At 70.6% G+C, this 15,771-nt stretch carries 12 protein-coding genes and 1 pseudogene; 3 read left to right on the plus strand and 10 right to left on the minus strand.

What is annotated here, in order from left to right; all coding sequences use genetic code 11:
- Positions 1 to 89 precede the first annotated feature (89 nt).
- Positions 90 to 2,030: an N-acetylmuramoyl-L-alanine amidase gene (locus tag GFH49_RS34380; protein WP_408055983.1), complete on the plus strand. Its 1,941-nt coding sequence runs from the start codon at positions 90 to 92 to the stop codon at positions 2,028 to 2,030.
- A 4-nt stretch (positions 2,031 to 2,034) separates the two neighbouring features.
- Here GFH49_RS34380 and GFH49_RS34385 read toward each other — a convergent pair whose 3' ends face one another.
- The 6 genes from GFH49_RS34385 to GFH49_RS34410 form a co-directional block, all read right to left on the minus strand.
- Entirely contained in the window at positions 2,035 to 2,532 is a 498-nt protein-coding gene (locus GFH49_RS34385; RefSeq protein WP_155059978.1) for a hypothetical protein, read from the minus strand.
- A 298-nt stretch (positions 2,533 to 2,830) separates the two neighbouring features.
- Positions 2,831 to 3,073, minus strand: a complete 243-nt coding sequence (locus GFH49_RS34390; protein ID WP_155059979.1) for a DUF397 domain-containing protein — start codon at positions 3,071 to 3,073, stop codon at positions 2,831 to 2,833.
- Positions 3,074 to 3,156: 83 nt separating this feature from the next.
- Positions 3,157 to 4,323, minus strand: coding sequence for a thiolase family protein (locus GFH49_RS34395; RefSeq protein ID WP_155059980.1), 1,167 nt, complete (start codon positions 4,321 to 4,323; stop codon positions 3,157 to 3,159).
- Positions 4,320 to 5,366, minus strand: a complete 1,047-nt coding sequence (locus GFH49_RS34400) for a thiolase family protein (RefSeq protein ID WP_196218216.1) — start codon at positions 5,364 to 5,366, stop codon at positions 4,320 to 4,322. The genes GFH49_RS34395 and GFH49_RS34400 overlap by 4 nt, the downstream gene beginning before the upstream one ends.
- 26 nt (positions 5,367 to 5,392) lie before the next feature.
- Entirely contained in the window at positions 5,393 to 6,364 is a 972-nt protein-coding gene (locus GFH49_RS34405; RefSeq protein WP_155059982.1) for a Zn-ribbon domain-containing OB-fold protein, read from the minus strand.
- 213 nt (positions 6,365 to 6,577) lie between these two features.
- The gene (locus GFH49_RS34410; protein ID WP_155059983.1) at positions 6,578 to 7,378 is read right to left on the minus strand and encodes a crotonase/enoyl-CoA hydratase family protein; all 801 of its coding nucleotides are present in this window, start codon (positions 7,376 to 7,378) and stop codon (positions 6,578 to 6,580) included.
- A gap of 166 nt (positions 7,379 to 7,544) precedes the next feature.
- On the opposite strand from GFH49_RS34410, the gene GFH49_RS34415 reads away from it, so the two are divergent.
- Positions 7,545 to 9,149 carry an acyl-CoA synthetase gene (locus tag GFH49_RS34415; protein WP_155059984.1) on the plus strand — a complete coding sequence of 535 codons (1,605 nt, stop codon included), beginning with the start codon at positions 7,545 to 7,547 and terminating at the stop codon, positions 9,147 to 9,149.
- 92 nt (positions 9,150 to 9,241) lie between these two features.
- Here the strand turns inward: GFH49_RS34415 and GFH49_RS34420 are convergent, their stop codons facing one another.
- Entirely contained in the window at positions 9,242 to 10,075 is an 834-nt protein-coding gene (locus GFH49_RS34420; protein WP_155059985.1) for an alpha/beta fold hydrolase, read from the minus strand.
- A gap of 153 nt (positions 10,076 to 10,228) precedes the next feature.
- On the opposite strand from GFH49_RS34420, the gene paaK reads away from it, so the two are divergent.
- The gene (gene paaK, locus GFH49_RS34425; RefSeq protein WP_155059986.1) at positions 10,229 to 11,527 is read left to right on the plus strand and encodes a phenylacetate--CoA ligase PaaK; all 1,299 of its coding nucleotides are present in this window, start codon (positions 10,229 to 10,231) and stop codon (positions 11,525 to 11,527) included.
- Here the strand turns inward: paaK and GFH49_RS34430 are convergent.
- The 3 genes and pseudogenes from GFH49_RS34430 to GFH49_RS34440 form a co-directional block, all read right to left on the minus strand.
- Positions 11,524 to 12,950 (minus strand): annotated as a pseudogene (locus GFH49_RS34430) (AMP-binding protein). The gene paaK and the pseudogene GFH49_RS34430 overlap by 4 nt on opposite strands.
- 166 nt (positions 12,951 to 13,116) lie before the next feature.
- On the minus strand, positions 13,117 to 14,658 hold the full coding sequence (locus tag GFH49_RS34435) for an acyl-CoA synthetase (RefSeq protein WP_155059987.1): 1,542 nt from the start codon (positions 14,656 to 14,658) through the stop codon (positions 13,117 to 13,119).
- Positions 14,655 to 15,767, minus strand: coding sequence for an NAD(P)H-dependent flavin oxidoreductase (locus GFH49_RS34440; RefSeq protein ID WP_155059988.1), 1,113 nt, complete (start codon positions 15,765 to 15,767; stop codon positions 14,655 to 14,657). Before GFH49_RS34440 ends, GFH49_RS34435 begins: the two co-directional genes overlap by 4 nt.
- Between the last annotated feature and the right edge of the window lie 4 nt (positions 15,768 to 15,771).

Genomic DNA, 15,771 nt, shown 5'->3' on the forward strand with positions numbered 1-15,771 from the left:
ATGATTGACGGATCGTCGGCAGGCCGACAGCACAGACGCGCATTCGGCCCCGCACGGCTCATCGCACTCGTCCGTCCCAGGAGGCTGTTTTGCGAGGATCCGCCACCGCTCCCGACCGAGGCCGTCGCAGACCCGTCCAGGCGGTCACGGCCGCGGCCCTCATGCTGCCGCTCCTCGGCGCGGCACCGACCGAGACGTCCGCGGACGGGCTGCAGCGGGCCTTCGCCGCAGCTTCCGCCGAATACCACGTGCCGCAGAGCGTGCTCCTCGGCGTGTCCTATCTCCAGTCGCGCTGGGACGCGCACGGCGGTGCGCCGAGCGTGGCCGGCGGCTACGGCCCGATGCACCTCACCGACGCCCGCACCGCGCTGGCGAATGCCCCGCACCACAGCGAGGGCACCGAGGACGCCCGCGGCGACAGCGCCCGCGCTCCCCTGCCGCCCAGGACCGTACCGGCGAGCACCGAACTCCCGGCCCGTCTCACGACGTTGACGAAGGCAGCCGAGCTGACCGGTCTTCCGGCCGAGGACCTGCGTACGGACCCAGCGGCCAATGTGGCGGGCGGCGCCGCGCTGCTGGCCGCCGCCCAGAAGGACCTGGGCGAGCCGCTCAGCGACGATCCGGCCGACTGGTACGGCGCGGTGGCCCGCTTCTCGGCCGCCGACGACAGCGCGACGGCGGCGGCGTACGCGAACGACGTGTACGCAGTGCTCCGCACCGGCGAGCAGCGCATCACGGACGCCGGGCAGCAGGTCACCCTGGCGGCCCGGCCGGGCCTGGCTCCCGAGACCGGGCAACTGGCCCAGGCCGGGCTGCGTGATGCCTCGGCCGCACAGACCGAGTGCCCCACGACGGTGGCCTGCGAGTGGATCCCGGCACCGTACGAGCAGTTCGGCGAGGGTGACTACGGCAACCACGACCTCGGCGACCGGCCCGCGTCCCAAAGCATCGACTACATCATCATCCACGACACGGAGGGCGCCTGGGACGGCGTCCTCAACCTGGTGCAGGACCCGGCCTATGTGTCGTGGAACTACAGCCTGCGCTCCACCGACGGCCACATCGCCCAGCACCTCAAGGCCAAGGACGTCGGCTGGCACTCCGGGAACTGGTACGTCAACTCCAAGTCGATCGGCCTGGAGCACGAGGGCTTCCTGGCGGCCCCGGACGCCTGGTACACGGAGGCGATGTACCGGGCGTCGGCCCGCCTGGTGAAACATCTCGCCGCCAGGTACGACATCCCGCTGGACCGGCAGCACATCCTCGGCCACGACAACGTGCCAGGCCCGACCACATCGACGATCCCCGGCATGCACACCGACCCCGGCCCCTACTGGGACTGGCAGCACTACTTCACCCTGATCGGCCGCCCGTTCGGCACGCGGGCCGGCGCGGGCCTGGTGACGATCCTGCCCGACTACCCCACCCACCGGCCCGTCTTCACGGGCTGCACGGCGCAGGGCGAGCCCTGTCCGGCCCACGGCTCCAGCGAGGTCCGGCTGCACTCGCAGCCGGACGACAACTCCGCGCTGATCAAGGACATCGGCCTGCGTCCCTCGGGGGACTCCTCGACGATCGGCGTCAACGACATCGGCTCACGGGTCTCCACCGGCCAGCAGTACGCGGTCGCGGGCAGACAGGGCCCCTGGACGGCGATCTGGTACCTGGGCCAGAAGGCCTGGTTCAAGAACCCGAAGAACCAGCCGACGGCGGTGGACGCCTCCGGTGTCGTCGTCACCCCCAGGAAAGGGCTGGCGCAGATTCCCGTGTACGGGCGCGCGTACCCGGAGGCGGCGGCGTATCCGGCGGACGTGCCCGCGCAGGCGGTGTCTCCGCTGCCGTACAGACTGCCCGCGGGGCAGAAGTACGTGGTGGGTGACAAGGTGCCGGGCGAGTACTACTCCGCGCTCACCTTCACGACGGACTCGCACAGGGTGGTCGTCGGGAAGGATCTCTACTACGAGATCCAGTTCGGCCACCGGGTGGCGTACGTGCGGGCGGCCGACGTGCGCGAAGAGCCGTCCCGGTAGATCGTCAGCCCTGCTGGAACAGCTCCGCGGGCAGCGGTTTCAGCAGGGCGTACAGGTCGTCGGTGATGGGGCGGTCCCAGGCGGCGATGGTGACCAGGACCTTGTCGCTGCGGTCGAACTGCACGCAGGAGATCCGGCTCTCGGAGAGCTTGAGGCGGCGCACGATCAGCAGGTTGTCGCCCTGCATGACGGGCACGTCCTCGGCGCCGACGACGGTGACGTCCTCCTCGTTCTCCAGCGCGAGCAGCAGCTGGGCCACCTCGAAGGGGATCTCGTCCTCGACGACCTCACGGGCCGGGGAGCCCTCCGGCAGATTGCCGATGATCATCGCCGGGCCGCGACCGCCGAACAGGTCGTAGCGCAGGAAGACGCCCTGGCAGGTGCCGTCGGGTGCGGGCAGCAGACCGGCGCCCAGATTGCCGGGCCAGTCGCCCGGGTCCATGGCCAGTACGTCGAAGTCGGGCCCGGCGGGGGTGGCGCTGCGGCGGCGGAGGAACGACATGCGGCCAATGGTACGTGGCCGGGGCGGGTCGGTGGGTGGTGGGCCGAGGGCGGTTGCGGGGTACGGCAACGTGGGGGCTGGTCGTGCCCACGGGGCGGAGCCGCATGTCGATACAGCCCCGCGCCCCTCAGGCCGGTCACGGCCGGGGCGGTCGGCGTATGTGAAGGCGGGGGTGGCCGGAAGGGCACCTCGACGCCGCGGGTTCGCCGCGCAGGACGGCGTCCCAGGCGTGCGGGCGATGATGTCGCGGGTCCGGAAAACGGGCGGAACGCTCAGGGCCGGTCCCGCCCGTCCCGGCTCAGGTGAGGTCGAACTCGCCTTCCCGTGCGCCGGACACGAACGCACCCCACTCCGCCGGCGTGAAGATCAAGGAAGGACTCTCCGGGCGGCCGCTGTTGCGCATCGCGATGAAACCCTCGACAAAGGCGATCTGTACGTCCCCCAGCCCGCGGCTGCTGGAGTGCCACTCGGCGTTGCTGAGGTCCAGCTCCGGCTTGTCCCAGCCCGTGAGCGGGTGGTCCTGGATGGTGCTCTCGGCCACGTCCGTGCTCCTCCCGATTCGTCGTCCGCGGGCCAGCCTAGCGATCGGTTCCGAGTGCCAACAGGCCACGTGAGGGGGACCTTTCAGGAGTCGGGGGGCCGGGACCCCACAAGCCACATGGAGAAGAACTGGGATCCGCCGCCGTAGGCGTGCCCGAGTACCCTGCGGGCCCCGTCCACCTGGTGCTCGCCGGCCAGTCCACGCACCTGAAGGGCCGCCTCCGCGAAGCGGATCATGCCGGAGGCGCCGATGGGGTTGGTCGACAGGACGCCGCCCGACATGTTGACCGGAAGATCCCCGTCCAGCTCGGTCACCCCGGACTCGGTGAGCTTCCAGCCCTCGCCCTCGGCGGCGAAACCGAGGTTCTCCAGCCACATGGGCTCGTACCAGGAGAAGGGCACGTACATCTCGACGGCGTCGATGTCCCGGCGCGGGTCGGCGATGCCGGCCTGCCGGTAGACATCGGCCGCGCAGTCCTTGCCGGCCTGCGGCGACACCGCGTCCTTGCCCGCGAACAGGGTCGGTTCGCTGCGCATCGCGCCGCCGTGCATCCAGGCCGGCGGCCGGGGCGCGCGGGCCGCCCCCGCACGGTCGGTGAGGATCATCGCGCAGGCGCCGTCCGAGGACGGGCAGGTCTCCGAGTACCGGATCGGGTCCCACAGCATGGGCGAGGCCTGGACCTTCTCCAGGGTGATGTCGTGCTCGTGCAGATGCGCGTACGGGTTCTTCAGCGCATTGCGCCGGTCCTTGTACGCCACGAGTGAGCCGACGGTGTCGGGGGCACCGCTGCGCCGCATGTACGCGCGCACGTGCGGCGCGAAGAACCCGCCCGCGCCCGCCAGCAGCGGCTGCTGGAAGGGGATGGGCAGCGACAGGCCCCACATGGCGTTCGACTCGGACTGCTTCTCGAAGGCCAGGGTCAGGACCGTGCCGTGCACGCGCGCGGCGACGAGACCGGCCGCGACCAGCGCCGTGGAGCCGCCGACCGACCCCGCTGTGTGCACCCGCAGCATGGGCTTGCCCACGGCGCCGAGCGCGTCGGCGAGGTACAGCTCCGGCATCATGACGCCCTCGAAGAAGTCGGGCGCCTTGCCGATCACGACGGCATCCACATCGGCCCACGTCAACTCGGCGTCGTCGAGCGCTCTCCGCGCCGCCTCCCGCACGAGGCCCGCGATCGACACGTCCCGGCGTGCCGCCACGTGCCTGGTCTGGCCGATGCCTACGACGGCCACGGGCTCCTTGGTCATCGGGGATCCCCTTCGAGTACGGCGACCAGGTTCTGTTGCAGACAGGGGCCGGAGGTGGCGTGCGCGAGGGCCCGGTCGGACTCCCCGCGATGGATGCGGGCCGCGGCCTCACCGATGCGGATCAAGCCGGCGGCCATGATCGGGTTGGCGGCCAGGGCGCCGCCGGACGGGTTCACGCGGACGCTGTCGTCGAGGCGGAGCGCCTTGCGCAGGACGACCTCCTGTGAGGTGAACGGCGCGTGCAGCTCGGCGGTGTCGACGAGCCGTTCGAAGGCGCCCGCCTTCTCGGCGGCCAGGCGCGTGGACGGGGAGTCGGTCAGATCGCGGACGCCGAGGGCGTGCGCCTCGATGCGGTGGTCGATGCCGCGGATCCAGGCGGGCCGTTCACACAGCTCCCGGGCCCGGTCGCCGGCCGCGAGGATCACGGCGGCGGCGCCGTCGCCGATGGGCGGGCAGTCGCCGGTGCGCAACGGTCGTACGAGATAGTCCCCGTGGGGTACCGAACCCCTCAGCTGCGCATGGGAGTTGCCGACGGCGTCCCGTCGGCTGCGGGCAGCGACTCCGGCCAGCGCGGGCTCGTCGGTGTGGCCCGCGTCGATGAGCGCCTGTGCCTGGAGCGCCGCCAGGGCTATGGAGTCGGGCCACAGGGGCGCGACGTAGTACGGGTCGAGTTGCCGGGTCAGGACATCGCGGACGGAGCCGGGCGAGGACTTGCCGTACGCGTAGACGAGCGCGGTGTCCGCGTCCCCGGTGAGGAGTTTCGTCCACGCCTCGTACAGCGCCCACGCCCCGTCCATCTCGACGTGCGACTCCGGGATCGGGGGCCAGGCGCCGACGCCGTCGAGGGCGAGGGTGAAGGAGAAAGCGCGGCCGGCGAGGTAGTCGCTGGAGCCGGAGCAGGTGAAGCCGATGTCGGCGGTCTTCAGGCCGGTCTGTGCCAGGACGTCGTGCAGGACCGGCATGAGCATCTCCACCTCGGAGTGCTCGTCGCTGGTGCGGCGGTGGTCGGTTTGCGCGAAGGCGACCAGTGCTATGTCACGCATTACAGGAACCAGTGGTATGTCACACATCACAGAAGCTCCCTGTAGGTGTCGTAGTCCGCGTCGGCTTCGCCGGTCGGCCGGTAGTGATCAGGGAAGCGGGCCCCTTCGGTCCACACCGGTTCCACCCGCAGGCCCATGCGGACCTGGTCGTAGGGGATGCCGCCGATCCGGCCGTGCAGCGCGAGGTCGGCGCCGTCGAGGGCGATGTGGGCGTAGACGTAGGGCACGTCGATGTCGAGATTCGCCGTATGAGCAGCCTTGATGTTGACGATGCAGAACGTGGTCACTGTGCCGCGCGGACCCACCTCGACCTGTTCCAATGTGGCCACACCACATGTGGGGCACGCACCCCTCGGCGGGACGTACACCTTGCGGCAGGTCGGGCAGCGCTCGCCGACATTGCGGTGTTCGGACAGGGCGCTGATGTAGGCGGACTGGGCGCGGCCGGGTGAGTAGGTGTAATCGAGGCGGGCGGGGGCGACGATGCCGGTGACCGGGTCCTCGAAGTTCTCGAAGTTCGAGAACTCTCCGCTGTGGCCGGCCGGTTCGGCCGGGTCGTCACCGTCGTACGGCTCGAAGCAGGCGATGTCCGTGATGGCGCCGGTACGTTCCTCCGCCCAGCGGACGCGGACGCGCATGCCCGTGTGCACGGCGTCGGGGCCGGGAGCGTCGACGGCGTGCAGCAGGGCCGTGTCGGCGCCGTCGAGGCGGATCAGGGCCCAGGCGAAGGGGGCGCCGAGGGGCTGGCCGCGGCGGGGGGCGTGGTTCCAGGCCCAGGTGGTGACCGTGCCGGTGGCGGCCACCTGCACGAGGTCGCGTATCTCCTCGGCGGTGACGGGGTCGTACTCGACGGGCGGGACGAGGGTACGGCCGTCGCGGGTCCGCACGCCGAGGACGACGCGCTCGCGCAGCCCGGTGAGGAAGGCGCTCTGGACGGGACCGAGGGAGCGGGTGAAGGGGAATTCGACGGTCAGCGGGGCCTTGAGGACTTCGGGCATCGAAGGCGTGCCTCCTTGGGAGGTCGGGGTGCATGGGCGGGCGGCAACCGGCCGGGATCGGTACGACGCACTCCCCAAGGGGCGCGGCGCAGTGACACATGCGGCTCCGCCGCGATGGAGGTCCCCCCGGGTTCGAGCGAAGTCGAGAATTTGGGGGAGCGACCAGCCACCGGACGGCCCGCAGCTTCTGAACCGGCCTGGCCGGCGCAGCGCCTACGCACGCTTGTAGACGGGCGGTCGCTTCTCCGCGAAGGCGCGGGCGCCTTCCTTGGCGTCGGCGGTGTCGAAGACGGGCCAGCCGCGCTTGAGTTCGGCGGCGAGCCCGTCGGCCTCGGTCATCCCGGCGGTCTCGTACACCGACGCCTTGACGGCCTCGACGGCCAGCGGGCCGCAGGCGTTGATCTGTTCGGCGATCTCCAGGGCCTTGGTGAGGGCCGTGCCGTCCGGTACGACGTGCCCGATCAGGCCGATTCCGGCGGCTTCCCGGGCGCTGTATGGGCGGCCGGTGAGCAGCATCTCCAGCGCGTGTGTGCGCGGGATCTGGCGTTGCAGCCGGACCGTCGAACCGCCGATCGGGAACAGTCCGCGTCTGACCTCGAAGAGCCCGAAGGCCGCCGACTCGCCCGCGACGCGGATGTCGGTGCCCTGGAGGATCTCGGTGCCGCCCGCGACGCAGTGGCCCTCGACGGCGGCGATCACCGGTTTGCGGGGGCGGTGGTGCCGCAGCATCGCCTTCCAGTGCAGGTCCGGGTCGGCCTTGAGCCGGTCCCGGTACTGCTGCCCCGCCATGCCTTGCCCGGCCAGGGCCTTGAGGTCCATACCCGCGCAGAACGCGCCGCCCGCGCCGGTCAGCACGATCGAGCGGACCTCGTCGTCCTCGTCGGCCGCGATCCAGCCGTCGTACAGGCCGACGAGCATCGGCAGCGAGAGCGCGTTCTTGGCCTCGGGCCTGTTGAGCGTGAGCACCAGTGTGGCGCCTTCCCGCCGTACGGCGAGGTGTTCCGTCCCACCCATCGACCGTCTCCCCTCTGACAGAACGAGAACAGGTTGCAGGAGGCGAGGAAGCACTTCAAGAGTTTTCTGACAGCCAGTCAGATTTATTGTGCGCGGGCCCTTCACAGTTGTGGCGCCCTTTGCTCTGATGACCGGCAGCCGGTGGAGAGCGAGGTCAGGAGGAGCGGTGGAGTACAACCTTGCCGACCTGTTCGAGTCGGTCGTCGACGTGGTGCCGGACCGTGAGGCGCTGGTGTATCTCGACCATCCGGGCACGGGGGCGGAGCGCAGGCTGACGTACCTGGAGCTGGACACGGCCGCCAATCGCATCGGGCACCATCTGCTCGACAGCGGGATACGCCCCGGCGAACACATCGGGCTCCATCTGTACAACGGCGTCGAGTACCTGCAGACGGTGCTCGGCTGCCTCAAGGCACGGATCGTGCCGGTCAACGTCAACTACCGTTACGTGGAAGAGGAGTTGGTCTACCTCTACCGGGACGCCGACCTGGTGGCGCTGGTCTTCGACGCCGAGTTCGGCGACCGGGTGGCGGCGGCGCTGCCGCGGGCGGAGCGGGTGCGGCATCTGGTGCGGGTGGGAGCCGGGAAGACGCTCGGAGTGCCGTTCGGTGAGGCCGAGTCGGCCGGATCCCCGGAGCGCGGGTTTCCCAAGCGCTCGGGCGACGACCAGTTCATCATCTACACCGGCGGCACCACGGGGATGCCGAAGGGCGTGATGTGGCGTCAGGAGGACCTGTTCTTCTCGGGTCTCGGTGGCGGCGCACCGACCGGCGAGCCGGTCAAGAAGCCGGAGGAGCTGGCCGAGCGGGTCGCGGCGGGCGGGGACGGGATCACCTTCTTCCCCGCTCCCCCACTCATGCACGGCACGTCCACGCTGACGGCGTTCATCGGCTTCAACTTCGGGCAACGGGTCGTGCTGCACCGCAAGTTCGCGCCCGAGGAGGCGCTGCGCACCATCGAGCGGGAGAAGGTCACCAGCGTGTCGCTGGTCGGCGACGCGATGCTCCGGCCACTGATCGACGCCCTGAACGGCCCCATGAAGGGCACCGACTGCACGTCGCTGTTCAGTGTGTCGTCGTCGGGGGCGATCATGTCGGACACGGTGCGCCGGCAGTTCCAGGCGCTCGTTCCGAATGTGATGCTGCTGAACAACTTCGGCTCCTCCGAGTCCGGCTTCAACGGCACGGCGACGGAGGACTCCGGCCCCGAACGCGGCTTCCGTATCCGCGTCAACTCACGCACCCAGGTGGTCGATCCCGCCACCCGTGAACCGGTCGCCGTCGGCGAGGTGGGCCGCGTCGCCCAGTGCGGCCACGTCCCGCTCGGCTACTACAACGACCCGGCGAAAACCGCCGAGACCTTCTTCGAGAAGGACGGCGAGCGATGGGTGCTGCTCGGCGACATGGCCACCGTCGACAAGGAGGGCGTCGTCACGGTCCTCGGCCGCGGCTCGCAGTGCATCAACACCGGCGGCGAGAAGGTGTACCCGGAGGAGGTCGAGCAGGCGCTCAAGTCCCATCCGGATGTGTACGACGCTCTGGTCGCCGGGGTGCCGGACCCCAAGTGGGGGCATCACGTGGCGGCGGTGGTGCAGGTGCGCGAGGGTGCGCGAGCGCCGTCCCTCGACGACATCCGGACACACTGCCGTTCCCATCTCGCGGGCTACAAGATCCCTCGTCAGCTGGTGCTCACGGATGCGATCCGGCGGTCGCCGAGCGGCAAGGCGGACTACCGGTGGGCGCGGGAGGTGGCGGTGGCGGCGGACCGGTGACCCAGAGGGCGTCGGCGACGAGGACACGGTCCTCGTCGTACCGTCGCCCGCGACTAGAAGGTGCTGGGGGATGGGCTCCTTCCACGACCGCTTCATGACGGCGTACGAGCCCCGGAACTCCGGCTGACGACGTCCTCGGCGTCGTCTTCGGCGTCGTCTTCGGCGTCGTCTTCGGCGTCGTCTTCGGCGTCGTCTTCGGCGTCGTCTTCGGCATCGAGGAACGCCTCGACCGCCGCGAGGAACTCTTCCGGTCGTGTCTCATGCACCAGATGTCCCGCATCGATGGTCACGAGCCGGGCGTCGGGGATCAGTCCGGCGAGCATGGCGACCTGCTCCTGCGGGATCAGGCTGGTGGGGCCACCCCCAATGAGCAGCGTGGGCATGGTGATCCGCCCCATGTGGTCCCACCACACAGGATCAGGCGCGTTGCGCTGTGCGTCGGTGGCCCGCACCATGGCCCAGTCAAACGGCAGTTCCCCGTCGGGCCGTTCGGCGGGCGGTCGCGGCGGGTCGAGCGGGATCGGCGCGGGCACGTCCTCCAGGACAAGACGCCGTACGACGTCGGGTTCCGTCTGCGCGAGCAGGTAGGCCACGGCGCCGCCGAGCGAGTGGCCCACCACGTCGAGACGGCCGATTCCAAGCGCCGCCAGAAGACCACGTATGTCGTCGCGCATCGTCACGTACCCGTAGACGTCCGCTCCCGGCGCCGGCCGCGTACCCGGCCAGTCGCTGCGCCCGTGGCCCCGTAGATCCGGGGCATACACCCGGCGCGGACCGGCCGCGAGCCGCTCGGCGACCGGCGCCCAGTCCGCCCCGTCGGCGCCGCGGCAGTGCAGCAGCAGAACGGGAGGCGCCTGGTCGGGGCCCCAGACTCGGTAGGCGAGGGTGATGCCGTTGGCTGTGACGGTACGCGGCTCGATGTCCATGCCGGGCACGCTAACCGGAGGAACATCGCCTTCGGGGAGAAATCGGCGGAGCAGCTCTTGCCTGAGGTCGGATCGGCTGGGTTACTGATCCCGAGTGGGGCGACCGAATGATCGGTCGCCTGGATTGATGCGGGTGATTGAGGGAGAGCGCGCATGGCGGATGCGGCGGAGGATCTGCTGGACTCCGGGGAACGGCTCGACGCGGAGGCGCTGCGGGCACTGCAGCTGGAGCGGCTGCGCGCCGCGCTGCGGCATGCCTACGCCCATGTGCCCTTTTACCGGGAGTCCTTCGACAAGGCGGGCGTCCATCCGGACGACTGCAGGTCCCTCGCCGACCTGGCGCACTTCCCCTTCACCACCAAGGCGGACCTGCGCGAGAACTACCCGTACGGGATGTTCGCCGTGCCCCGGGACCGTGTCCGCCGTATCCACGCCTCCAGCGGCACCACCGGACGCCCCACAGTGGTCGGCTACACGGACAACGACCTCTCCCTGTGGTCCGACCTGGTGGCCCGGTCGATCCGGGCGGCGGGCGGGCGGCCCGGCGACATCGCACATGTGGCGTACGGCTACGGGCTGTTCACCGGTGGGCTCGGCGCCCACTATGGCGCCGAACGGCTCGGCTGTACGGTCATCCCCGCGTCCGGCGGCATGACGGCCCGCCAGGTCCAGCTGATCCAGGACCTCAGGCCCGGGATCATCATGGTGACGCCGTCGTACATGCTCACGATCCTCGACGAGTTCGAGCGGCAGGGCGTCGATCCGCGCGGCACCTCCCTGCGCGTGGGCATCTTCGGTGCCGAGCCCTGGACCGAGCAGATGCGCCAGGAGATCGAGGAGCGGTTCGCGATCGACGCGGTCGACATATACGGACTGTCCGAGGTGATCGGGCCGGGCGTGGCACAGGAGTGCGTGGAGACGAAGGACGGCTTGCATATCTGGGAGGACCACTTCTTCCCCGAGGTGGTGGATCCGGTCACCGGTGAGGTAATGCCGGAGGGCGCGCAAGGCGAGCTCGTCTTCACCTCGCTCACCAAGGAGGCCATGCCCGTCGTCCGGTACCGGACCCGGGATCTGACCCGGCTGCTGCCGGGAACCGCCCGGGTCTTCCGGCGGATGGAGAAGATCACGGGCCGCAGTGACGACATGGTGATCCTGCGCGGCGTCAATCTCTTCCCGACGCAGATCGAGGAGATCGTGCTCCGCACACCGGGCGTGGCGCCCCATTTCCAGCTCCGGCTCACCCGCGACGGCCGCCTCGACGTCCTCACCGTGCGCGCGGAGGCCCGCGCCGACGCCTCCCCCGATACCCGGGAGGCCGCCGCGCAGGCCATCGCGGCGGCCGTCAAGGACGGCATCGGCGTGTCGGTCGCCGTCGAGATCGTGGACCCGGAGTCGCTGGAGCGGTCCGTGGGCAAGATCAGGCGGATCGTGGACCTGCGCGACGGCTAGGGCAAACGGTCCCTCAGCTCCCGTTTCAGGGTCTTCCCGCTCGCGTTGCATGGCAGCTCGTCCACGAACAGCACCCGCTTGGGGGCTTTGAAGCGGGCGAGCCTGGCTCGGGCGTGCGCGATCAGATCCTCCTCCGTGACCTCACCTCGGCGACGGCCTCGTGGGTGGACGGCGCGTCCTCGACCTGGCGTGAAGCGATCAGCACGCCACCGGAGTCGATGACGTCCTTCACCCGGTCGACGATGGTGAAGTAGCCGTGCGCGTCCCGCACGGCGAGGTCGCCGGAGTGGAACCAGCCGTCGCGGAAGGCGTCAGCGGTCTCCTCGGGCTTGTCCCAGTAGCCTTCGCACAACTGCGGGGAGCGGTAGACGATTTCGCCCGGTGTCCCGTCGGGGACATCCTGGCCGGCCTCGTCGACCACGCGGGCGTCGACGAACAGTACGGGGCGACCGCAGGAGTCCAGCCGGCCCTTGTGTTCGTCGGGTCCGAGGACGGTGGCCAGGGCGCCGATCTCGCTCTGGCCGAAGCAGTTGTAGAACGCCGGCTTCGGCAGCCGCTCGCGCAGCCGTTCCAGCACCGGCCCCGGCATGACCGACGCCCCGTAGTACGCCTTCCGCAGCGCGCCGAGGTCGCGTCGGTCGAAGTCCGGGCGGTCGGCGAGGCCGGTCCACACGGTGGGCGGCGCGAAGAGGCTGTCCGTGCGGCCCGCTTCGATCAGGTCGAACAGCCGGTCGCCGTCGGGCGCGTCGAGGATGATGTTCGTCGCCCCGACCGCGAGGTACGGCAGCAGGAACACATGCATCTGCGCCGAGTGGTGGAGCGGCAGTGCGTGCACCGGGCGGTCGCCCGCGCTGAGGTCGAGGGCGGCGATCGCGCTGAGGTACGCGTGCACCAGCGCCCGGTGCGTCATCATCGCGCCCTTGGGCGGGGCCGTGGTGCCGGACGTGTAGAGCAGCTGCACCAGGTCCTCGGAGCGCGGCTCCGGGCCGTCGTACGCGGGCGCCTGTGCCAGCCGCCCCAGCAGCGAATCGTCGGCGTCGAGCAGGGGCACCGTGCGGACGTCGTCCGGGAGCCGGTGGGACAGGGCGGGATCGGAGAGGACCAGCGTGCTGCCGGACTGGCCGACGATGTACGCGAGGTCGTCGCCGGTCAGGTTCTGGTCGACCGGTACGTGCACCAGGCCGGCGCGGGCGCAGGCCAGGAAGCCGATGAGGTAGGCGTCGGAGTTGTGGCCGTAGGCGCCGACCCGGTCGCCGGGAGCGAGGCCCTGGTCGAGCAGGACGCTCGCGGCCCGTGAGACGGCCTCGTCGAGTTCCTCGTACGTCCAGGATCGGTCGCCGTGGTCGACCGCGACGCGCGCCGGAGTGCGCCGGGCGCTGCGCCGCAGGACCCCGTCGACCGTACTGCCGTGTCCAGGCGTCATGACACTTGATCCTGGTTGTGCCGCTGAACGAGGTCAAGGCGCATACCCGTTGGTACGCTCCTCTGGCCCTCCCCCCTCAATGACATCGGCACGCCGTCCCACATGGCGCGGACCCACATGGCGCGGACCCACACATCGCGTCACGCGCGTGTGTGTGCATGTCCGCTCACACCGGCCGCGTTCGCCCCTCCCAGTACGGATCCCGCAACCTCCGCTTGTACAGCTTCCCGTTCGGATCCCGCGGCATCTCCGGGATGAAGTCCACGCTCTTGGGCCGCTTGTAGCCGGCGAGTTGCTCGGCGCAGTGGTCGAGGATCGCGGTCGCGAGGACGGGGCCTGGTTCGTGGCCGGGGGCCGGCTCGATTACGGCCTTGACCTCCTCTCCCCAGTCGTCGTGCGGGATGCCGAAGGCGGCGGCGTCGGCGACGGCCGGGTGGGCGAGCAGGGCGGACTCGATCTCGGCGGGGTAGATGTTGACCCCGCCCGAGATGATCATGTCGATCTTGCGGTCGCGGAGGAAGAGATAGCCGTCCTCGTCGAGGAGGCCGAGGTCGCCGACGGTGAAGAAGTCGCCGATGCGGTTCCTGCGGGTCTTGGTCTCGTCCTTGTGGTAGGCGAAGCCGCCCGTGGTCATCTTCATGTAGACGGTGCCGAGTTCGCCGGGCGGCAGCCGGGTACCGTCGTCGTCGAAGATCGCGAGTTCGCTGATGGGCCAGGCCTTGCCGACCGTGCCGGGCTTCTTGAGCCAGTCCTCGGCGGTCGCGAAGGCGCCGCCCCCCTCGCTGGCGGCGTAGTACTCCTCGACACAGTCGCCCCACCAGTCGATCATGGCCCGCTTGACGTGGTCGGGGCAGGGGGCGGCGCCGTGAATGGCGTGCCGCATGGACGACACGTCGTACGACCGCCTGGTGTGGTCCGGCAGGGCGAGCAGCCGGTGGAACTGCGTCGGGACCATGTGAGTGTGCGTGCACCGGTGGGTGTCGATCAGGCGGAGCATCTCCTCGGGCGTCCACTTGTCCATCAGGACGAGGCGGTGGCCGATGTGCAGGGAGGCGCCCGCGAACTGGAGTACGGCGGTGTGGTAGAGCGGTGAGCAGACGAGGTGGACGTTGTCGTCGAAGGGCTGGATGCCGAAGATGCCGAGGAAGCCGCCGAGGTAGGACTCTTCCGGGAGTCTGCCGGGCAGGGGGCGGCGGATGCCGCGGGGGCGGCCGGTGGTGCCCGAGGTGTAGTTCATGACCCAGCCGAGGGTGCGGTCCGAGGGCGCGGACTCCGGTTGCCCGTCGAGGAGTTCGGCGTACGGCCGGAAGCCCTCGACCGTGCCGACGGCGTACCGGTGGGAGGGCGCGAGGCTCGCTTCGTCGGCGGCCTGGCGGGCGGGGCCGGCGAACCGTTCATGGGCGAGGAGCACCTTGGCGCCGGAGTCGGCGGCGATCCAGGCGATCTCGGGCGCGACGAAGTGGTGGTTGATGGGCACGAGGTAGAACCCCGCCTGGGTGGCGGCCAGATACGCGGCGAAGAACTCGGGCCCGTTGGGCAGGACGACCGCGAAGGCGTCGCCACGTTCCAGTCCGGCCGCGCGCAGGCCGTGGACGAGCTGGTTGGCGGCGGAGTGCAGGCGGCCCGCGGTCCATGGTTCGCCGTCGGGGGCGATGAGAACCGTACGGCCTGGGTCTTCGGCGGCCTGGGCCCAGAATCCGGTGGTCACGACTGTCCGCTCCTTCCGGCGATGTGGTTGATGCGGTCGACGGCCCGCTCGAAGCCACGGGTCAGGTCGTCGAAGACGGCCTGGACGCTGCGTTCGCTGGTCATCCGGCCGACGATCTGCCCGACGGGCGTGCCCAGCAGCGGTTCGACCTCGTACTTCTGGATGCGTGAGACGGCCTCGGCGACGAGCAGCCCCTGCAACGGCATGGGCAGGGTGCCGGGCCCGTCCGGGTCGTCCCAGGCGTCGGTCCAGTCGGTACGCAACTGGCGCGCGGGCTTCCCGGTCAGGGCGCGGGAGCGGACGGTGTCGCCGGAGCCGGCGGCAAGCAGTTTGCGGGTGAGGGCGGACGAGTGGAGGTCGGCCTCTGTGGTGGTCAGCCATATGGAGCCCAGCCACACACCCTGGGCCCCGAGCGCCAGCGCGGCCGCCACCTGCTGTCCGCTGCCGATGCCGCCCGCGGCCAGCACCGGCAGTGGGTCGACGGCCTCGACCACCTCGGGTGTGAGCACCATGGAGGCGATCTCGCCGGTGTGGCCGCCCGCCTCGTAGCCCTGTGCCACGACGATGTCGATGCCCGCCTCCTGATGCTTGCGGGCGTGCCGGGCGCTGCCCGCGAGCGCGGCGACGAGGACGTCCCGGCCGTGGGCGCGGGCCACCACGTCGGCGGGCGGCGAGCCGAGGGCGTTGGCGAGCAGCTTGATCGGGTAGTCGAAGGCGACGTCGAGCTGGGTCCGGGCGACCTGCTCCATCCACCCGGTGATGCGCCAGCCGGACGCCTCACCCTCGGCCAGCTCCGGCACCCCGTACTTGGCGAGGGTGTCCTGCACGAACTGCCGGTGCGTGGCGGGGATCATCGACTCGACGTCGGCCTCGGTGACGCCCTCGACCTTCTTGGCGGGCATGACGACGTCGAGACCGTACGGCGCACCCTCGACGTGCGCCTCGACCCAGTCGAGATCGCGTTTGAGGTCGTCGGGGGCCGTGTAGCGGACCGCGCCGAGCACCCCGAAGCCGCCGGCCCGGCTGATGGCCGCGGCGACGGCGGGGAACGGCGTGAAGCCGAAGACGGCGTGCTCGACTCCCAGTTTCTTGCTCAGCTCCGTCTGCATGGGC

The organism is Streptomyces blattellae, assembly GCF_009709555.1.
Lineage (GTDB): Bacteria > Actinomycetota > Actinomycetes > Streptomycetales > Streptomycetaceae > Streptomyces > Streptomyces blattellae.

Coding starts and splice junctions, on each gene's coding strand:
- GFH49_RS34385 (WP_155059978.1), bottom strand. CDS start 2,532: ATGTCGTTCCTCCGCCGCCGCAGCGCCACCCCCGCCGGGCCCGACTTC.
- GFH49_RS34395 (WP_155059980.1), bottom strand. CDS start 4,323: ATGACCAAGGAGCCCGTGGCCGTCGTAGGCATCGGCCAGACCAGGCAC.
- GFH49_RS34400 (WP_196218216.1), bottom strand. CDS start 5,366: ATGCGTGACATAGCACTGGTCGCCTTCGCGCAAACCGACCACCGCCGC.
- GFH49_RS34405 (WP_155059982.1), bottom strand. CDS start 6,364: ATGCCCGAAGTCCTCAAGGCCCCGCTGACCGTCGAATTCCCCTTCACC.
- GFH49_RS34410 (WP_155059983.1), bottom strand. CDS start 7,378: ATGGGTGGGACGGAACACCTCGCCGTACGGCGGGAAGGCGCCACACTG.
- GFH49_RS34420 (WP_155059985.1), bottom strand. CDS start 10,075: ATGGACATCGAGCCGCGTACCGTCACAGCCAACGGCATCACCCTCGCC.
- paaK (WP_155059986.1), top strand. CDS start 10,229: ATGGCGGATGCGGCGGAGGATCTGCTGGACTCCGGGGAACGGCTCGAC.
- GFH49_RS34440 (WP_155059988.1), bottom strand. CDS start 15,767: ATGCAGACGGAGCTGAGCAAGAAACTGGGAGTCGAGCACGCCGTCTTC.